Source organism: Mycobacterium dioxanotrophicus, assembly GCF_002157835.1.
Lineage (GTDB): Bacteria > Actinomycetota > Actinomycetes > Mycobacteriales > Mycobacteriaceae > Mycobacterium > Mycobacterium dioxanotrophicus.
Genome location: NZ_CP020809.1, coordinates 565,630 through 584,396 on the forward strand (window position 1 = coordinate 565,630; position 18,767 = coordinate 584,396).

Annotated in this window: 16 protein-coding genes, 2 tRNA genes and 1 pseudogene; 11 read left to right on the forward strand and 8 right to left on the reverse strand. The window is 66.6% G+C overall.

The window, feature by feature from the left end; genetic code table 11:
* The first annotated feature begins 27 nt into the window (after positions 1–27).
* The gene (locus BTO20_RS02570) at positions 28–573 is read left to right on the forward strand and encodes a TIGR03086 family metal-binding protein (RefSeq protein ID WP_087073115.1); all 546 of its coding nucleotides are present in this window, start codon (positions 28–30) and stop codon (positions 571–573) included.
* On the opposite strand, the gene BTO20_RS02575 is transcribed toward BTO20_RS02570, so the two are convergent.
* Positions 570–1,043 (reverse strand): DUF4334 domain-containing protein, encoded by a 474-nt coding sequence (locus tag BTO20_RS02575; protein ID WP_087073118.1) that lies wholly within the window; start codon positions 1,041–1,043, stop codon positions 570–572. The two genes, BTO20_RS02570 and BTO20_RS02575, sit on opposite strands and share 4 nt — an antisense overlap.
* Positions 1,040–2,095 (reverse strand): histidinol-phosphate transaminase, encoded by a 1,056-nt coding sequence (hisC, locus tag BTO20_RS02580; RefSeq protein WP_087073120.1) that lies wholly within the window; start codon positions 2,093–2,095, stop codon positions 1,040–1,042. The genes BTO20_RS02575 and hisC overlap by 4 nt, the downstream gene beginning before the upstream one ends.
* A gap of 126 nt (positions 2,096–2,221) precedes the next feature.
* On the opposite strand from hisC, the gene BTO20_RS02585 reads away from it, so the two are divergent.
* Positions 2,222–2,313 (forward strand) — tRNA-Ser (locus BTO20_RS02585).
* Positions 2,314–2,350: 37 nt separating this feature from the next.
* Positions 2,351–2,423, forward strand: a tRNA-Arg gene (locus tag BTO20_RS02590).
* Between the two features lie 50 nt (positions 2,424–2,473).
* On the opposite strand, the gene ponA2 is transcribed toward BTO20_RS02590, so the two are convergent.
* Together ponA2 and BTO20_RS02600 are read right to left on the reverse strand one after the other, a co-directional pair.
* Positions 2,474–4,930: a transglycosylase/D,D-transpeptidase PonA2 gene (gene ponA2 / locus BTO20_RS02595; protein WP_157680121.1), complete on the reverse strand. Its 2,457-nt coding sequence runs from the start codon at positions 4,928–4,930 to the stop codon at positions 2,474–2,476.
* Positions 4,931–4,998: 68 nt separating this feature from the next.
* The gene (locus BTO20_RS02600) at positions 4,999–5,628 is read right to left on the reverse strand and encodes a TetR/AcrR family transcriptional regulator (RefSeq protein WP_087073122.1); all 630 of its coding nucleotides are present in this window, start codon (positions 5,626–5,628) and stop codon (positions 4,999–5,001) included.
* Between the two features lie 53 nt (positions 5,629–5,681).
* Between BTO20_RS02600 and BTO20_RS02605 the strand changes: the two genes are divergently transcribed.
* The 3 genes from BTO20_RS02605 to BTO20_RS02615 are packed head-to-tail and all read left to right on the forward strand — an operon-like array spanning position 5,682 to position 8,849.
* Positions 5,682–6,602: an AurF N-oxygenase family protein gene (locus BTO20_RS02605; RefSeq protein ID WP_232491020.1), complete on the forward strand. Its 921-nt coding sequence runs from the start codon at positions 5,682–5,684 to the stop codon at positions 6,600–6,602.
* Entirely contained in the window at positions 6,599–7,402 is an 804-nt protein-coding gene (locus BTO20_RS02610) for a DUF4873 domain-containing protein (protein ID WP_087073124.1), read from the forward strand. The genes BTO20_RS02605 and BTO20_RS02610 overlap by 4 nt, the downstream gene beginning before the upstream one ends.
* A 7-nt stretch (positions 7,403–7,409) precedes the next feature.
* On the forward strand, positions 7,410–8,849 hold the full coding sequence (locus BTO20_RS02615; protein ID WP_087073125.1) for an FAD-dependent oxidoreductase: 1,440 nt from the start codon (positions 7,410–7,412) through the stop codon (positions 8,847–8,849).
* Between the two features lie 43 nt (positions 8,850–8,892).
* Here the strand turns inward: BTO20_RS02615 and BTO20_RS02620 are convergent, their stop codons facing one another.
* Positions 8,893–9,549, reverse strand: coding sequence for an MspA family porin (locus BTO20_RS02620; RefSeq protein ID WP_062829305.1), 657 nt, complete (start codon positions 9,547–9,549; stop codon positions 8,893–8,895).
* 141 nt (positions 9,550–9,690) lie between these two features.
* Here BTO20_RS02620 and BTO20_RS02625 point away from each other — a divergent pair, with 141 nt between their 5' ends.
* From BTO20_RS02625 to BTO20_RS02640, 4 genes are all read left to right on the forward strand, one after another.
* On the forward strand, positions 9,691–10,182 hold the full coding sequence (locus tag BTO20_RS02625; protein WP_087081523.1) for a metallophosphoesterase family protein: 492 nt from the start codon (positions 9,691–9,693) through the stop codon (positions 10,180–10,182).
* Positions 10,183–10,309: 127 nt separating this feature from the next.
* The gene (locus BTO20_RS02630) at positions 10,310–11,467 is read left to right on the forward strand and encodes a TIGR03364 family FAD-dependent oxidoreductase (protein WP_087073127.1); all 1,158 of its coding nucleotides are present in this window, start codon (positions 10,310–10,312) and stop codon (positions 11,465–11,467) included.
* 26 nt (positions 11,468–11,493) lie between these two features.
* Positions 11,494–12,192 carry a phosphonatase-like hydrolase gene (locus BTO20_RS02635; protein ID WP_087073129.1) on the forward strand — a complete coding sequence of 233 codons (699 nt, stop codon included), beginning with the start codon at positions 11,494–11,496 and terminating at the stop codon, positions 12,190–12,192.
* 176 nt (positions 12,193–12,368) lie between these two features.
* Positions 12,369–13,703: an MFS transporter gene (locus tag BTO20_RS02640; protein WP_087073131.1), complete on the forward strand. Its 1,335-nt coding sequence runs from the start codon at positions 12,369–12,371 to the stop codon at positions 13,701–13,703.
* 102 nt (positions 13,704–13,805) lie between these two features.
* Here BTO20_RS02640 and BTO20_RS40190 read toward each other — a convergent pair.
* Positions 13,806–14,237, reverse strand: a pseudogene (locus BTO20_RS40190) (IS110 family transposase); the annotation flags it as partial.
* A gap of 465 nt (positions 14,238–14,702) precedes the next feature.
* Here BTO20_RS40190 and BTO20_RS02645 point away from each other — a divergent pair.
* Positions 14,703–17,198: a tetratricopeptide repeat protein gene (locus BTO20_RS02645; protein WP_157680122.1), complete on the forward strand. Its 2,496-nt coding sequence runs from the start codon at positions 14,703–14,705 to the stop codon at positions 17,196–17,198.
* A 362-nt stretch (positions 17,199–17,560) separates the two neighbouring features.
* Here BTO20_RS02645 and BTO20_RS02650 read toward each other — a convergent pair whose 3' ends face one another.
* A complete protein-coding gene (locus BTO20_RS02650; RefSeq protein WP_332460272.1) occupies positions 17,561–17,902 on the reverse strand; it encodes a macro domain-containing protein in 342 nt (113 codons plus the stop codon).
* A 53-nt stretch (positions 17,903–17,955) separates the two neighbouring features.
* Positions 17,956–18,693, reverse strand: a complete 738-nt coding sequence (locus BTO20_RS02655) for a GntR family transcriptional regulator (RefSeq protein WP_087081525.1) — start codon at positions 18,691–18,693, stop codon at positions 17,956–17,958.
* Positions 18,694–18,767: the final 74 nt, after the last annotated feature.

Genomic DNA, 18,767 nt, shown 5'->3' on the forward strand with positions numbered 1-18,767 from the left:
GCGGCGCGGCAGGGGACACTACCGGGTATGGACGAACTCGAATCCGCTGAAGCCACGCTGGGTGTGTTGGACGGGGTGCTGCAAGGCATCGCCGACGAGGATCTGGGGCGGCAGACACCGTGCCGCGAATTCGACGTGGCCCGGTTGACCGATCACCTGCTGAACTCCATCACCGTGATCGGTGGTGCCGCGGGCGCCGATATCCCGGCCCGCGACCCGAACGCATCGCTGCGTGATCAGGTGCTCGCCGCCGCGCGTCCCGCAGTGTCGGCCTGGCGGCAGCGCGGGGTCGACGGCACCGTCCCGTTCGGTGACGGCGAAGCGCCCGCGGCGATGATGGCCCGCATCCTGTCACTGGAATTTCTGGTCCACGCTTGGGATTACGCCGAGGCCGTGGGAAAACCCGTCGAGGTGCCCGACGCGCGGTCCGAATCTGTCCTGGAGTGGGCGCAGGGCATCATCACGCCCGACGGTCGGGTGCGCGCGGGCTTCGACGATCCCATCGAGGTGCCCGCGGACGCGTCGGCGCTGGATCGGCTGCTGGCGTTCACCGGACGCCGGCCGACCGGCTAAACGCGTTCCAGGAAGAAGTACAGAAGGCGGCCAGTCCCGGAGCTGAAGTCCACGGCGCCCTTGCCGTTCATGATCCCCATCACGGTCTTGTCGTCGACAACCTTGAAGTGGTCGTGCACGGGCTTGCCGTCGTAGACCATGGTCGCGGTCACCTCGCCGCGGAACTCCTCCAGCCACAGGCTGGCCTCGCCGTTCATGGCTTCGGTGTTGGAGAACTTGTTGCCGTCGCCGTCCAGGCACACCAGCGGCTTGGCGTCCGACGCCGAGTTGAACGTCTTGCCGAACCAGTTGAGGCGCTTCATGAATCCGTTGGCCTTGTGCCCGGTCTGAAATTCGCCGCCCCGCCACTCGCCGAGCATGAAATCGATGCTCGCAGGCGTCAGCACAGCCCACAGCGCGTCGAGCTCGGCGTCGGGAATCTGTCCCTCGCGGTTCTTGAACGCGTCGAACGTGTTGCGGGCGTCGGTCATCGTTGTCCTATCCAGCGCGTGGCGAATTCCAGGAACGCGTCGTTCTCGTGCGGGGCGCCGATGGTGACGCGCACGCCGTCCTCACCGTACGGGCGGACGACGAGCCGGTTGTCGGCGGCCTGCGCGACGAAGTCGGCGGTGCGCTCGGCCAGCGGCAGCCACACGAAGTTGGCCTGCGACGGCGGCAGCGTGAATCCGGCGTCCCGCAGCGCGGTGCTCACCCGGGCGCGTTCGGCGACGACGGTGTCGGTGCGGGCCAGCAGTTCCTCGGCGGCGTCCAGGCAGGCGACCGCGGCGGCCTGCGACAGGCTGGTGGCGCTGAACGGCACGTAGACCTTGCCCAGGGCCGTCACGACGTCCGGGTCGGCGATGGCGTAACCGACCCGCAGCCCGGCCAGCCCGTAGGCCTTCGAGAAGGTGCGGAGCACAACGACGTTGGGGTGGGTACGGACCAGTCCGAAGCTGTCGGGCGCCAATCCGTCGCGGATGTACTCGATGTACGCCTCGTCGAGCACGATCAGGATGTGCGACGGGACCGCGGCGACGAACCGGGCCAGGGCCTCGGGGTCGACGACCGTGCTGGTCGGGTTGTTCGGGTTGCAGACGAAGATCAGCCGGGTCCGGTCGGTGATCGCGGCCAGCATGGCGTCCAGGTCGTGGGTGTGGTCGCGCAGCGCCACCTGTACCGGGGTGGCGCCGACCGTGCGCACCTGCAGTGGATAGACCTCGAAACTGCGCCAGGCGAACAGCACCTCGTCGCCGACGGTGGAGGTGATCTGGATCAACTGCTGGCACAGGCTCACCGAGCCGCAGCCCACGGAGATGTGCTCGGGTGTGAAGTCGGTGTGCTTGGCCAGGGCCTCGCGAAGGTCGCGGTAGCCGTTGTCGGGGTAGCGGTTCAGGTTGTCCATCGCCTCGGTGATCGCGGCCCGCACGCTCGGCAGTGGGCCGTGCACGGTTTCGTTGCTGGCGATCTTGATGGCGCCGGGAACCGTCTTGCCGGGTGTGTAGGCGGGAATCTGGTCCAACACGGGGCGCAAACGGGCGGTCACCTGAACAGCATAGGGCGGCCGAAAAGCCGCTTTGCTTCTAGCGCCCGGGCATGTGTAGGCTGTGCCCTCGGCGGTTCCGGGGACAGTCTGAAAGCCAGATCGGGTCCGGTACCCTCAAGAAGTTCAGGAGGCGTGCCAGAGCGGCCGAATGGGACTCACTGCTAATGAGTTGTCCCCTTTACGGGGGACCGGAGGTTCAAATCCTCTCGCCTCCGCCACGGCTGGAACGTCAGCCGTACAACTTAATACGTGCACGCGCCCGTAGCTCAACGGATAGAGCATCTGACTACGGATCAGAAGGTTAGGGGTTCGAATCCCTTCGGGCGCACAACAGACATCCGCTCACCCACAGCATTGAGGGTGAGCGGATGTTTTTGTTCACGGCGCAGGCGGTGGCGGCGGTTCCGGCCCGGGCGGGGGAGCCGGAGCAGGAAGGGTTATCGGCGGCAGCCCTGGGATCTGGATGACGTTGGGTGGTGGCACATCGCCGGGTGGAGGTGGTGGCGCCTGCGGCGGGGGAACGTAGACCGGCGGCGGTGGCACATAGCCCGTGCTGGTGTTGATCGTGATGATCGAGCCGGGAATGGTCTTGCCGCTGGGGGTCGTCCCCACCACCGAACCCCTGGTGGCTTCGCTGTTCACCTGAACGGGTTGGTCGGCGACCCGGAAGCCCGCGTCTTGCAGGCGTTTGCGTGCCTCGTCGAGTTTCATACCGGTCACACTGGGCACCTGGCCGCCCGGGCCACCGTCGACATAGCGCGGGTCGACCGGGGGCAACGCCACCGGGCCGAAATCGTTGGCGATCGGGCTCATAGCCGCATACCACGTCAGAGCGGGCTCGGTGCCGCCGTACAGGTTGCCGTCGCTGCATTTGCGCAAGGGGTAGGAGCACAGACCTGACGGCGTGGCGGAGTCGTCGAAAATGTAGTTCGCCCCGGCATACCGGTTGGTGAAGCCGAGGAATGCCGACGACCGGTGGGCTTCGGTGGTGCCGGTCTTCGCCGACATCGGCAGGGTCCAGTTGACCGAGCTCGCCGCGCCGGCCGCGGTTCCGTTGACGGCGTCCTTGCTGAGCGCGTTGGCCATCGTGTTGGCCAGGCCCTCGGGGACCACCTGTTCGCAGGGGGCTGTCTTGACGGTCACTTCACGGCCGTTGCGGTCGAAAATCCTGTCGATGGGGCTCGGCGGACACCAGGTGCCGCCCGACGCGAGCGTCGCCCCCACATTGGCCAGCTCGAGCGCGTTGAGCTCGATCGGCCCGAGCGTGAAGGATCCGATGTTCTGCCGCTTGACGTAATCGGCGATGCTGTCGTTCGGGTCGGAGCTGTAGGCGCCCGCGCTGCCGGGTTCGGCGTAGGTTCTCATGCCGAGTCGGACCGCCATGTCCACCGCACGCGGCACCCCGATCTGTGAGATGAGTTTGGCGAAGGCGGTATTGGGTGACTGGGCCAGCGCGTCGGTGACGCTCAGCGGGCTACGGTAGGGCCGCACATTCGTCACACACCAGGTTTCCTTGGGACACCCGGGCGCAGTGCTGTCGCCCAGGCCCTTGCCCAGAAACGTTTGTGGGACATCGAGTTGGGTGCTGATCCCCATGCCCATCTCGAGGGCGGCGGCGGTGGTGAAGATCTTGAAGATCGACCCGGCGCCGTCACCGACCAGGGAGAACGGCTGGGGCCGCACCGTCTGATTGGCGTTGAGGTCGAGGCCGTACGTGCGGCTGTCGGCCATCGCGACGATCCGGTGCGCATCCTTGCCCGGAATGATGACGCTCATCACGCTCGCGACGCCGTCGGTGTCTGGGCTGGCCCGCTTGTCGATCGCCGCCTTGACGCTGTCCTGCACCTTGGGGTCCAGCGTGGTGCGGATCAGATAACCGTTGCGCGCAATGTCTTCCACGGTCAGACCGGCGCGCGCCAGGTATTGCAGGACATACTCGCAGAAGAAGGCGCGGTCGCCGGCGGCGATGCACCCCTGCGGCAGCGGCTCTGCCTGGGGCAGCACGCCCAACGGCGTGGCCTTGGCGGCGCGGAGTTCCTCGGCGCGGTCCGGCAGGTAGTCGATCAAGGTGTCGAGCACGGTATTGCGCCGGGCCAGCGCGCCGTCCGGGTTGCTGTACGGGTTGAGAGTGCTGGTGGACCGCACCAGGCCGGCCAGCAGCGCAGCCTGCGGCCAATTGAGCTGTGCGGCGTCGACGCCGAAGTAGGTGCGCGCCGCGTCCTGGACACCGAAGGAGCCATTGCCGAACGACACCAGGTTCAGATAGCGGGTCAGGATCTGCTCTTTGGACAGCACCTTGTCCATGGCCAGCGCTATCCGCATCTCCCGCAGCTTGCGCGCCGGGGTGACCTCGACGGCGGTCCGACGCTGGGCGTCTGTTTTCGCCGTGACCAGAAGGTTGTAGTTCTTGACGTACTGCTGCTCGATGGTCGACCCTCCGCGCACCTCTTCGACTCCCCGCAGATAACCGAACAGCCCGTTCAGAGTGCCCTGGATGTCCACGCCGTCGTGTTCGGTGAAGCGTTTGTCCTCGACCGAGACGATCGCCAGTTTCATGGTGTTGGCGATCTGGTCGCTGCGCACCACCCACCGGCGCTGGTCGTACAACCACGCGATGGGCGTTCCTGCGGCGTCGACCATGGTGGTGACGATCGGTGCCTCGCCGTCGAGTACTTCCGAGGAGTCCTGCGCCACCGCGTCGGAAAGCCGTCCCGCCAACATGCCTGCGCTGCCGAAGGCCGGGAACAGCAACGCCGCCATGAGTACACCGGCCAGCATGCAGAGCCAGGCCAGCCGGGCAACCAAAGCCCACTTTCGCGGGCCCGGGTCGGACATAGATAGAGCGTATGGTCACGCGCCCGGGAATTTGACGAAACGTGCTGTCCCAGCCGTCTTCCGGGCGGTCAGGTGTTCAGCTCGGTTTGGGCCTCGACGAATTCCGGCCGCATCGAGCGCAGCACCGGCAGCAGGAAGGTTCGGGCGTAGTTCTCGGGGCCGTCGGGGGCGTCGATGTTCACCGCGCCGCCGGGGATGAGGATCAGCGAGTGGATGGCACGCGACAGGTACTCGGCGAAGGGCGCACGCGCGGCCTGGGGGAGGTCCTCGTGGTCGAAGGTCGAGTCGACGAAGCCGCGGGACAGGTTCAGCGCCATGCTGTCTTCAGCGATCAGATAGGGCAGCAGCACCTCGGGGTTGACGCGTAACACCGTGGTCAGTGCGGGGTGGTGCCGCAGTAGTCGGTAGGCCTGTGCGAACCCGTGGACCAGCCGGTCCTCGGAGTCCTCGTACTGGTCGACGACCTCTTGAATGCCTGCGAAGTAGCGGGCCAGCTCGCTCTGCACCAGCGCACTGATCAGGGCGTCGCGACCTTTGAAGTACAGGTACAGCGTGGCCCGGCCGATCTTGGCCTGCCGGGCTATCTCCTCCATCGAGAACTTCCGCAGACCGGTGATCGCGGCCAGTTGCAGCGCCCCCGCCAGGATGCGTTCGCGGGTGTCGGCCGAGTAGGCGCTGGTCGCGGGCCGTCGCTTCACGAGTCGATTCTATTCATAGACAGAAAGACAAGAACTGTCTAACCTTCCAAACCATGACAGTGTTGTCCAAGATGTCCGACATACCGGGCTACGAAGCCCAGCGGCAGGAGATGGCCGACCGGCTGATCGGCGGCTCGATGCGACGGTCCTACAACTCGGAAATCGATATCGACTGGGACGCCCCGCAGGATCCGGACCTCTTCTATCTGCCACCCGAAGGGGTGTCGCTCTACGGCACGCCGATCTGGGAACAGATGAGCCACCGAGAGCGCGTCGAGCTGTCCCGCCAAGAGGCGGCCAACCTGCTCAGCCGCGGCGTGTGGTTCGAGAACACCCTCAACCAGGGCCTGCTGCGGGCGATGCTGTACCAGGACCCGACCTCACGCAATGTGCACTACGCCCTGACCGAGATCGGTGACGAGACCCGCCACATGATCATGTTCGGCCGCACCATCAGCGCCATCGGCGCTCGGCCGTACCGGTTGTCGAAGCTGCAGGCCTTCAGCGTGCAGCGGCTGCCATCGCTCTACAAGGGTCTGCTGCTGTGGGGCGCCGCCCTCTGCGGTGAGGAACTGCTCGACGATCTGCAGCGCCGTTTCGCCCACCACCCGCAGTTGCAGCCGATCATGGCGCAGGTGTTCCGCATCCATATCGCCGAGGAAGCGCGGCACATCCGCTATGCCCGCGAGGGCGTTCTGCGACGGCTGCAGCACTCGAAGTGGTGGGAGCGTCGACTTGCCAAGGACCTCAACGGAATCGCCGCCTTCGTCATCCGACGCCTGATGTACGACAAAGAGGTCTACCGGCGGTGCGGTCTGGACGTCAAGGAAGCGATGCGGCAGTCCCGGGCCAACCAACAGGTCGGCGCGATCCGGCAGGAGTCCTTCCGCAGCCTGTACCAGTTCATGGAGGACAACGGGCTGATGAGCTGGATCTCCCGACGCTTCTGGCGCTACTACGGATTCCTGGAGTGAGCCCGCTCGTCGATGTCGCCGTGGTGGGTTCGGCGACATCGGATGTGGTTCGGGCGCTGCGCGCAGACGTCGTGCTCGAATCCGCCGATTCGGCGGTGTTCGACGCTGCGGCCGATCGTTGGTCAATCGGCGATGTGGCCGCCCGGGTGCTGATCGACACGGCACCGCAAACCGGCTCTCGCACAGGGTTGGTGGATGACCAGACTGCACGGACCCGCTACGGCGCGCACCCGTACCTCGGGCTGGCGCGGCACGGCTTTCCCAACCACTTCACGGTCACCGACGAGGATGCCGCGCGCTATGTGTCGGCGTGCCTGAACGCGTTGCGGGCTCGGGGGTGCACCCGCATCGAGGTCAAGCCGCACGTGCAGGGGCAGTACAGCCGCCAGGTCGACGCCGGTATCGCCCGCCCGCGCCGAAAAGCCCGTCGGACACCGGATCTCGCGGAGTACGAGTTCACCAGCCCACGGGATCGCGAGGAAGACGACGAGGAGTACCGCGGTGCCGCCGTGCTGATCGCTGCCGACGGTACCGAGGTCGCCGTGCAGGTCCACCTGCTGGCGCTGTATCAGCCCGTCGACAACATGGTGCGCTGGTCGGGACGGATCCAACCGTCCCCGGATCTCGCCCGCCTGCACCGCAACGTCAATCAACCGGTGCAGATCCGCGTCGACGGTCGGCCGGCGGTGCCCGCCATCCTGGTCGACCATGACCCGTGGGGCGGTTCCCACGTTGTCGGCGAAGGACTTTCGCCGTATCCGCTGCCCCTGCTGGCCGAACTGGCCCTGCTCGACGGATAGGACTTTCGTGACATACGTCGTCACCCAGAACTGTTGCAGTGACGCGTCGTGCGTCGTGGTGTGCCCGGTGGGCTGTATCCATCCCACCCCGGACGAACCCGGATTCGCCACGGCCGAGATGCTCTACATCGACCCGGACACCTGCGTGGACTGCGGTGCCTGCGCCGACGCGTGCCCGGTGGACGCCATCCGGCCCGACGCCGCATTGTCGGCCGACGACCAGTGGTACGCCCGGGCGAATGCCGACTATTACCAAGGCAATCCGCCCAGCCCAGAGTGGTACCGGCGGCAGCCGCCGCAGATCGCGCGGGTGACTGCCGAAGGGCTGCGGGTCGCGATCGTCGGATCCGGTGCTGCCGGGTTCTACGCCGCCACAGCACTGCTGCGGCACCCGGGCGTGCGGGTCGACATGTACGAGAAGCTCTCGGCGCCGCACGGGCTGATCCGCTACGGCGTGGCGCCCGACCATCCCGCCACCAAGGCGGTTGCCGGCCAGTTCGGTTGGCCTGCCGGGCAACAGAAGCGCTTTGCGCTGCATCTGGGCGTCGAAGTGGGCGGGGCGGGCCCCAGTCACGACACGTTGCTCGACGAGCACCACGCCGTCATCTACGCCACCGGCTCGGCAGGCGAACGCAGGCTCGACATCCCGGGCGAGGAGTTGCCCGGCGTGATCGGGGCGCTGCAGTTCGTGGGCTGGTACAACGGCCATCCCGAACATGCCCTGCTGGCTCCCGACCTCACGGGCCCGCGTGCCGTGGTCATCGGCAACGGCAACGTCGCACTCGATCTGGCCCGGATCCTGACCGCCGATCCGGATGCTCTGGCGGGCACCGACATCGCGAAACCCGCCCTGATGGCACTGCGAGACAGCGACATCGAGGAGGTCCTCGTTCTCGGGCGCCGTGGGGCCGCACATGCCGCCTTCACCGCGCCGGAACTGTACGCGCTGAGCCGGGTGCCCGGGCTCGATGTGGTCGTCGACCCCGAGGACGTGGCATCCGGCGACGGGCCCAAGCTCGCGCTGTTGCGGGAGCTTGCGGAGCGTCCGAGGGAGACGGGCGGCAAGCGGATCGTCCTGCGGTTCAACGCAGCACTGGAGGAGATCATCGGCGACGGCGCGGCGACCGGGGTCCGGTTGAGCACCGGAGAACTCGTCGAAGCCGGGTTGGTGCTGAGGTCGATCGGATTCGGTGGCGCCACGTTCGACACCGTCGCAGGGCGGGTTTCGCCCGGGGTATACGCGACCGGGTGGGCGCGGCGCGGCCCGACCGGAGGCATCGGCACGAACCGCACCTGTGCGGAGGAAACGGTCGCCACTCTGCTGGCCGACTACGCTGCGGGCGCTCTCAACGCGCCGCGGCGTTCGGAGCCGGCGGGTCGGCGGCTGCGGTTGTGGCCGGTCGGGTCCCACGGCATGAAAAAGGTCGACGCGTCACGCTCCAGCTAGGGGAGGAGCGGACGCGTCGACCTAGGCCAGGGTAAACCTGAACTCAGTTCATGTTCCAGGGTTCGCCGTAGGTGGTGACGCTGTCACCGGTGGAGGCGATCAGACGGGCGAAGGGGCGCAGCAGCACGCCACCGGCTGCGCCGGTCACGGTGCCATGCGCATTGGAGACCGCCACCCCGCCGGCCGGACCCTTGACGTCGACGGAGAAGGTCGCGACCTCCTGGATGCCCGGGCCGTTACCCAGGTCGGCCGAGATCGACACACCGGGGAACAGGTTCGGGGTGATGACCGAGCCCAGCGGGTTGAAGCCGGCCGAGAGCGGGTTGATGTTGGTGTCGTCGAGCAGGATGTTCGGCGTGGTGTAGCTGAAGTTGATACCCACACCCAGTGACCACGGGAAGCCGATCTGGTAGCCCAGCTCCAGGGTGCCGGCGAAGTCGGCGGCGCCGGGGCCTTCGACGTGGTACTTGGCGCGACCGGAGTGGAACCACTCACGGGTCAGGCGGTTGCGGTCCAGCGGAAACACGCCGTTGAGGAATGTGTCCCACTGCTGGACCGTCAGGGTGCGATCCTGGCCGTCGACCAGGCTCAGCTCATTGTCCAGACCTGCGTGCGCGGTACCGGTGCTCACGAACAGGGTTGCGAAGGCACCAGCCATCGCCACCACCAACGCGGTCAGCACCCGACTCAATGCCTTCATGTCTTCTTCCTGTCTCCGGTTGTAGTTTGGCCCGTGACGAAGGTCGCGAGCGTGTCTCAATTAGGATTCGGTGAGATCTCCCTCAGAGTTACAGCACCGTACACCTCTGCTGTCCCTTCTGCACCACGTACGGTGGATTTTGTGCGGCTGCTCCTTATCGCAGACACCCACGTCCCCAAGCGCGCCCGTGATCTCCCTGTGCCGGTCTGGGATGCGGTGGACCAAGCAGACGTCGTCGTGCACGCCGGCGACTGGGTGGATCCGTCTTTGCTCGACACCTTGAGCGCCCGCGCCCGCCTGCTTGTGGGGTGCTGGGGCAACAACGACGGCGCGGAGTTGCGGCGACGCCTGCCCGAACGTGCCGACGTGACGCTGGAGGGTTTGCGGTTCACCGTCGTGCACGAGACCGGCGCGGCGACCGGGCGGGAGGCCCGGATGGCCAAGGCCTATCCGGACACCGATGTGCTGGTGTTCGGCCACAGCCACATTCCGTGGGACACCACGACGAAAACCGGTCTGCGCCTGCTGAATCCGGGGTCGCCCACCGACCGGCGGCGCCAGCCGTCCTGCACCTACATGACGGCCGACGTGGCAGGCGGTGTGCTCTCCGGAGTCACCCTGCACGAGCTCTGACACTTCACCGCCGAGCCCACACGCTCCGCGACGGAGACGCCCCAAATTCGGCCTTACATAGGCATATGAGTTCGCGGTTTGAAAAACTTGTATTGACAAGTGCGGTGATGCGGGCCACAGTAGTTGCATGGCAATTCAGCAGAGCTACGACGTCGTCGTCGTCGGCGCCGGCATCGTGGGCCTGGCGCACGCGTATCACGCCCACGAACGCGGCCTCAGCGTCGCCGTTGTCGATCACGCCGACGGCGTCGTCGGCGCATCGGTGCAGAACTTCGGCCACGCCTGCATCACCGCGCAGTCGGGTGTCGCGAGAGACTATGCGCGCCTGGGCCGCAGGCACTGGCTCGACCTGTCGCGCAAGGCCGGCTTCTGGTCAGCTCAGGCCGGCACCTACTGCGTGGCCCGGCATGCCGACGAACTCGCGGTGATGCACGAGTTCGCGCCCACCCGCGGTGAAGACGAGGTGGTGCTGCTCGATCGCGAGCAGATTCTCGCCCGCATCCCGGTGGCCGAGGCGGGTGTCACCGGCGGCATGTACCTGCCCAACGACCTGCAGGTCGATCCGCGCACCGCGGCCCCGTCCATCGCGCAGTGGCTCGCCGCAGCCGGTGTCGATTTCCACTGGCGCACAGCGGCAACCGGATTCGCCGAAGGCGTGGTCAACACCTCACGCGGCCCGATCTCGGCAGGCGCCACGTTCGTCACCGTCAACTACGACATCGACCGGTTGTTCCCCGGCCTGGCCGAACGCGACGGCTTGATCCGCTGTCGGCTGCACATGTTGCGCGCGCGGGTACCGCTCGCCTTCACCCTGCCCGCGCCGTTGTTCACGGGCTGGTCGCTGTTGCGCTACTCCGGATTCGAGAACTTGCCGAGCACTGCGGCGGTCGCCGACCGGTTGCGCACCGAGTATCCGGGCTACGTCGCCATCGACCTGCATCAGATGTACACGCCGCAGCCCGACGGTTCCCTGCTGATCGGCGACACCCACTATCGCGACGTGTCCGCGCCGGTCTTCCAGTCCGAAGAGGGCTTCACCGCATTGGTCGACGAGACGCGAAAACTGTTCGGGGTCACCGACATCGAGATCAGCGAGCGGTGGCAGGGCGTGTACTGCTCGGCGCCCGGGCAGGAATTCCTGATCGAGGAGCCGATCGAGGGCACCCATGTCGTGACCGTCACCACCGGCATCGGCATGACCACCAGCATGGGCCTGGCCCAGCGCACTGTCGACAACGTATTCGCCCGCGACGGTGCCGACCCGTTGGCCGTCGCGAACGCATAACCGTATCTCACTGAAAGGTAAACCCCATGAGCAACACAACAAGTCAGCCGATCAGCCTGGTCGTCTTCGACATGGCAGGCACCACCGTGGAGGACAGCGGACTGGTCCAGCAGTCGTTCCTGGCCGCTGACAGCCACGCCGGGCTGTCGAAGACCGACGCCGATCGGGAGGAGATGCTGCGCTACGTCTCCGACACCATGGGCCAGTCCAAGATCGTGGTGTTCCGGCACCTGGCCCGCGGCAACGAGGAACAGGCTCAGGCCGCCAACAAAGAGTTCGAGCGCTGCTATGCGCAGCTGGTCGCCGAGGGCAACTGCAGCCCCATCCCCGGTGCTGAGGAGGTCATCACCTCGCTGCGGTCGCGTGGCATCAAGACCGCTCTGACAACGGGATTCGCGCGGGAGACCCAATCGGCCATCATCGACGCGCTGGGCTGGCAGAACCTCGCCGACGTGGTGCTGTGCCCCGAACCCGGAGTACGCGGCAGGCCCTACCCGGACATGCCGTTGACCGCACTCATGCGGACCGAAACCGACTCGGTGTCTTCGATGATCGTGCTGGGAGACACCTCGTCGGACGTCATCAGCGGACTGCGGGCCGGAGCCCGGGCATCGGTCGGGGTGCTGACGGGGGCGCACGACACCGCCCAGCTGTCGGCGGCCGGTGCGACCCACATCCTGGGCAGTGTGGCCGAGCTGCCCACCCTGGTGGCGACCCTGAGCTGATACCCAACCCCACTCCGGCGGCGGCCGGTCCGAGGCCCAGCCTCCCGGCCGCCGCATCACCGCTCTTGACGTTCTCGCTCGAGAAACCAGTCACTGGCATCTGATTCGGCCATTTGGCGCTCTGCCGCGGCCCCGCCAGTTCACCGTCTGTTCACGCCCACCAGAGGTGCATTGTCATGTCTCACGTCACCACTTCCCGGCCACCAACCATCGCCCCGCTCTACAAGCGCTGGCGCATCCAGATCTTCGCCGTCACCTGGATCGCTTATGCCGGCTTCTATTTCACGCGGCAGGCCTTCTCGGTCGCCAAGCTCGGCATCCTCGAAGATCCGATCCTGAGTACCACCCTCACCAAGAGCACCCTGGCGAACCTCGACGCGGCCTACCTGACGGCCTACGCGGCAGGCCAATTCGTCTGGGGTCAGGTGTCCGACCGGTTCGGCCCGCGTGTGGTTCTCCTTGGCGGACTGGCCATCTCGGCTATCGCCACGGTCTTCATGGGTCTGCTTCCGGCTCTTGTATTCCTGCTGCCGCTGATGATCGTGCAGGGGCTTGCCCAATCGACCGGCTGGTCCGGCACCCTGAAGAACATGGCCCAGTTCTTCTCCATCGGGGAGCGCGGCAAGATCCTGGGCATCTGGAGCACCAACTACGCGTTCGGCGGCCTGGTCGCCGCGCCGTTCCTGGGATGGGTCGCCTACGACGTGTTCGGCACCTGGCGGGCCGCGTTCTTCGGTGGCGCCGCGGTCGTGGCCGTCGTCTTCGTGCTGATGCTGCTGTTCCAGCGCAACGACCCCGCGGATGTCGGATTGCCGCCCATCGAGGAGTACCGCGCGGCCGCGGATGCCGAAGAAGGCGTCGAACTCGACGACTCGCCCGAAGCCGAGGCCGTTGCCGAGCCCACCCCGTCCTGGCGTGAATCCCTGGCGGCCGTGCTTCGCGACAGCATGGTGAGAACCCTTGGGATGTCATACTTCCTGCTCAAGCCGGCCCGCTACGCCATCCTGCTGTGGGGGCCGGTGATCGTCGCCGAACAGCTCGCCGACGGCGACAAGTTCCAGGCCGTGACGGTTCCCATCGCGTTCGGCGTCGCGGGCGTCGTCGCCCCGATCCTGTTCGGCCGGATGTCGGACCGCGTGTTCAAGGCCCGCCGGGTACCGGTCTCCGTGATCAGCCTGGCGATCCTGGTGGTGGTGCTCGCGCTGTTCGCACCGCTGACCGCGACCGGCAACGTGTGGATCATGGTCGCGGTGCTGAGCGTGATCGGCCTGGCCGTGTACGGCGCGGACGCCATGATCTCCTGCGTCGCGGCAGTCGATTTCGGAACGTCCAAGCACGCCGGAACCGCCGCCGGACTGATCAACTGCTGCGGATCGGTCGGCGCGATCCTCGGGGGTCTGCTGCCCGGCTACCTCAGCACCTCGATGTTGTTCTACGGGTTCGCCGGGGCTGCCTTCATCGCCATGCTGCTGCTGATTCCGCACTGGAACCGGATGCCTGCCGCCGACTAGGCGCATCGAAACCGGGGCCGTGGCTTGCGAATCTGAGGGGGTTCGCAGCCACGGCCTCTCCGTCTGGCTACGTGCGCGGGTCGATGGTCTTGCGGCGGTGGGCTCGGCCTCGAGCTCGGTGATTTGATGGTTCAGTTCGGGTGAGGTGCCGACCGCGGCGCGGGTGCTGGCGGCGAACGCCGCAGTCACCGCGTCACTGCCAGCCAACTGTTCGGTGCGTAGCCGCGGCTGGATCTGCGCTGCCTGGTCTTTGGTATTGCGTTGACGTCCACCAGTTTTGAGCGCTGACCGCATTTTGGTCAGGCTTAACCGGGCGCCCTCGGCCGGGGTCGGAGCCCGCCCCGGCACCGCGAGCGCGTTGCGATCATCGAAGGTCTGTAGCGCGCCTGGGTGATGGGCGGCGGTCATCGCCTGCAATCCGCGGATTCCAGTCAGCTCTTCGGGGAATCGTCTGACGGCCAAGCGTTTACCTGTCTCGCCCGTCAGATATACGTCGTGGTGATCGTCGGCCCAGTCGCCTCCTAGGAAAATCAGTGTCCTCCCAAGCTCGTCGGTGGTGTCCTTGTCCGAGCCGAAGGACACGCGGCGGCGAACTCATGGATCAGTGCTCGAATCGGCACGACACCTCATGAGCGCTACAGGCGACCTCACCAACCTGTCGGGGGCACGATCGAGCCCTGCGAATCGACCATCACACCAGGAATGAAAGTGCTAACCGGCCGGCGGTTGAGTGACCAGCGTCCCGCTCAACCGAGCAAGAATCCGTTAGCGACTCGCTGATCCCGTACCCATTAGAAGCCCTGCGCCGGTACGGTCAATTTCCCAGCCCACGAGGGCGACCGACTGTCGTCGAACGGGTTGGGAGACCGCGAGCGGAGGGGAAGGGGGTGCCTGGTGTGCGTATCGCAGCGAAAGCGGCGGTGGAGGCACTGGCCGTGGCGTGCGGTGCTCGGCGCGAGCGTGGTGCTTTGTGCGGCCGCAGCGGCAGTAACAGCGTTGTTGGACACCCCGCTATGGAGTCGGCTCCTGGTCGCTGGTGTCGTTCTGGCAGTCGGGTTGATCGGTGTCGTCGACACGTACCTGGTGGGCAAGCGCACTAAACAGCAGGCTGCGCGCAAGGAGTTGGCCGAGGCCACCGCCAAAGCTGACCAGTGGCTGCGCGCGGTGCAGGCCTGTGTCTACTGGGAGCTGCCACGCATGGCTGACGTCGACATGTATGAGCAGCTCGGTGTTGCGCGTGCCGACTCGACGCAGGCCGCAGCGGTCGGAACTACCGACGGGTGCGGCTACATCGAACGGGACGTCGATCGGGCGGCCCGCAAGCAGTTGCAGGCTCATGGGGCGGTGCTGCTGAACGGGGCGCCGGGAAGCGGTGTGACGCGTACGGCCTACCAGGTGGCACTTTCGGTCCCAAAGCAGCCGCTGGTGGTGGCCTCGGTGACGCCGCAGGGTCTGCCGATCGCGCTGGGCGCTCTCGACATCCTGTCGGCGGTTCGGCCCGGCGCGCAGCTGGTGCTCTGGTTGGACCGGATCGATGCTCTCACCGAGGCCGGGTTGACGGCGCAGATGCTGCGTGAGTGCGCGAACCGTTCACCGGGTTTGCGGATAGTGGCGACCGTACCGTCGACCTACTACGTGGCGTGGGCGGCGGAGAACCAGACGTTGGACGCGCTGTTCGAGGAGCCTCTCACGGTGGAGCGACGGCCGTCGGAACGTGAGCGCCAGAGGGCCGAATTGGCCTATCCGGGCCGGGACTTCAGCGAGGGCATCGCGGTGGCATTCACCGTCGGAGGCAAGCTGCTGCGTCGCCTGCGCGCCGGAAACCATGGCTGCCGGCATGATCCGGCCGATGATGACTGCGCGGTGGCGCGAGCGGTGATGGCAGTCGCTCTGGAATGGGCGGGCACCGGAATCGACGCCCCTATCCCAGCGCTGACCCTCGCGAGGCTGGTGCAGCAACGGTTCGGGACAGCGGTGGTTGAGCCTGGGCACGTCGACGCGGCGCTGGCCTGGGCGACACAATCTCATATCGGGGGAGCCTCGCTGCTGACCGCCAGCGGCAATGACGGTGCAGCGATGGTGACCGCGCACCCAGTCCTCACCGAGATTCACCGGGCCGAGGACCCGGAGGCGGCTGACGAAGTCTGGACAGCAGCGCTGAACGACGCTGCCGGCCGCGGTGACCACGAAGCGGTGGGGCGTATCGGTTTCCGCGCCCACACCACCGGCACCCTGGCAGTCGCTGCGCACGCGTGGCAGAGTCTCCCCGTCGAGGGGCCGTCCGAGTGGCTCTGGCGAGCCGCAGAGTTCAGCCGGGGCCGTGGGGAATACGCGGCAGCGGTACCGCCTCTGGAGAGGCTCAGCGAGATCACGGAAGCGATCTACGGCGCCGACCATCCCCAGACCGCCGATGCGGTGGAGGTGTTGGCAGGCAACTGGGTGGCGGCTGGCGACCAGCCTGAGCGAGTGCGGGGCCTATTTGAGCGAGCGCTGAGTATCAGGGAGAAGGAGTTCGGTCGCGACTCCGAAGAGGTCGCCCGGACCCTGGCCTCGTTGGGTGCCGTTGTGGGCAAGCTGGGGAACCTGGCGCTGGGGCGATTGATGCTCGAAGAGTCGCTCACCACTCGGGAACGGCTGCACGGCAGTGAGAGCGCTGAAGTGGCGCACGTCCTTGTCAACCTGGCGACCCTCGAGGGGGAGGAAGGAAACATTGCCGAGGCGCGAGACAAACTACAGCGGGCCCGGCGCATCCAGGAGGCGATAGGTGTCGAGGACCCCTACGTGATTGCCGGTTTGGCGTCCATGCTGCGTCAGGAGGGCAGCCTGATCGAGGCTCGCACACTGCTGCAACAGGTATTGGACATCGAAGTCGGCAGGTACGGCCGGGCCCATCCGTATGTGGCGAACGCCCAGATTCGACTCGCGCAGCTCCTAAGCAACATGGGGCACGGGGAGAAGGCCATCGAACTGTGCGAGAGGGCTCTGCGCACCCTGACACGGGTACGCGGTCCCAACCACGCCGAGACTGCGGCGGCGATGGCGGTGCTGGGGAACGCGTGGCACCGCGCCGGTCAGGCTGAGAAAGGGAAAGCACTGCTGCAACGGGCGTTGACTATCCAGGAGGAGATCCTGGGCCCGGAAGATCCGGCTCTCGGCCAAACGCTCAATCTCCTGGGAATGGCTTGGGGGGATCTGGGCCGCATGGATACGGCGTATGCGTTGTTCCAGCGCGCGTTATCTGTGCAAGAGACAGCCTGGGGGGACTGTCATCAGGGGCTCATGGGCGTGCTCGGCAACTTGGGTGGCGCGGCGATTCGGTTGGGAGACAGGGATCAAGCACGCGCACACGTGTCCCGGGCGCTGAGCATTGCCCAGATGCGCTACCCCGGGAACCAGTCCGTCATCCACGACATCACTGGGCCGATATCCAAGGCCGACCCCAGTTTCGTCGTCCTCGCTGACGGACAGGCGTTCGGATTCACCGACAGCAAATGAGGCTCGCAGGGACGACGCCAACGAACGCAGGTTCCATGAAAACTGGGCCGGCGCAGTACGATCCGGGAGTTCTAACAGCCTGGTTGGGCTTGGTTTTCGGGTGCGCGCCACGTAACCGGTAGGCCGCAATGGTGGCATCGTGCGCGACAATCAGGTCTGATGACCATCCAAGGCAGGGCTCGAACCCCCTGCAGAATCCAGGGTGACGTGTCCACCGCCAACTCGGGCCGCACGGCGTCGTAAATCGACCGGTCGAACGCCACCACCCGCACCTCCTCGACGCGGTTGACCACGCCGGCGATCGTCTTGATCGCGACGGTGACCGCGTCCTGCAAGCGGCCAGCCGTAGATGCCGGAACTGATCAGCGGGAACGCGATGCTGCAGGCGACGAACTCGTCGGCGACCCCAGCGCCCGACGGTAACAGGATTGCAGTAGCGCACGATCCCGTTGGTCGGCCCGATAATTCGGGCCGACGGTGTGGATCACCCAGCGGGCCGGGAGATCACCTGCGGTGGTCCACCCGGCGTCCCTGGTGGCAAGACCGTGGGGAGGCGCTCGATGCAGTCCCGCATGATCTCCGGCGGTGCACGGCGCCGTCGACCCCTCCTCCGCCCCGCATCGCGTTGTTCGCGGCGTGGACGATCGCATCGACGTGCTGCGCCGTGATGTCTTTGAGGACGGCAGTGACGGTCGGCATGACATCCATGGCGCCGATACCGGCCCGACGTTTGCCGTATCGGGGCCTCTCCGTCTGGCTACGTGCGCGGGTCGATGGTCTTGGCGTTGACGATGCTGAACGCGACCATTTCGGGGCGGTACCGGTCGTCGGCGTATTCGAACACCCGGCCGTTCTGATCCCGCGAGGTGCGGCGCTCGCGCAGCAGCGGACTGCCTGCCCCGATGCCGAGGTTCTCGGCGTCGGCGTCGGAGGCCGCCACCGCGTCGAGCACATGCTCCATCGAGTCGAAGTAGACGCCGCGGCCCGCCAGATAATCGGTCATCGAGCCGGAGTCGGTGTCGAAATCGAACAACAGCGAACCCACGGAGTCGATGAAGGTGCTGCGCTCGATCATCGCGGGTTCGCCGTCGAGCAGGCGTACGCGCAGCACCTCGACCACGTAGTCGGTCGGGGCCAGGTCCAGCGCGACCTGGGCCGGTTCGGAGGCGCGCCGCCGGGCGACCTCCACGGTGCGGCTGCCGGGCGTGCGGCCGTTGCGCTGCGCCCATTGGGTGAACGGGGTGAACGTGTCGAGCGTCTGCGTGGCGTCGTGACTGCGTACCACAGCGGGCTTGCCCTGCGAAAGCTTGATCAGTCCTTCGTTTTTCAGGGTGGCCAACGCTTGGCGCACCGGGCCGCGGGACACCCCGAACTCGGTGCACAGCGCGCTCTCGGTGGGCAGGGACTCACCGATCAGATAGTCCCGCCGGACGATGCGCTGGCGTAATTCGCTCGCGACGTGGGTGTGCCGGGGCAGCGAATCGGACGAAGCCATCGCCACCACCCTCTCTGACAGTTGTCAAGACAAGCATGCCAATAGTAATCACCGAAGTTCACCTGCCCGGCACA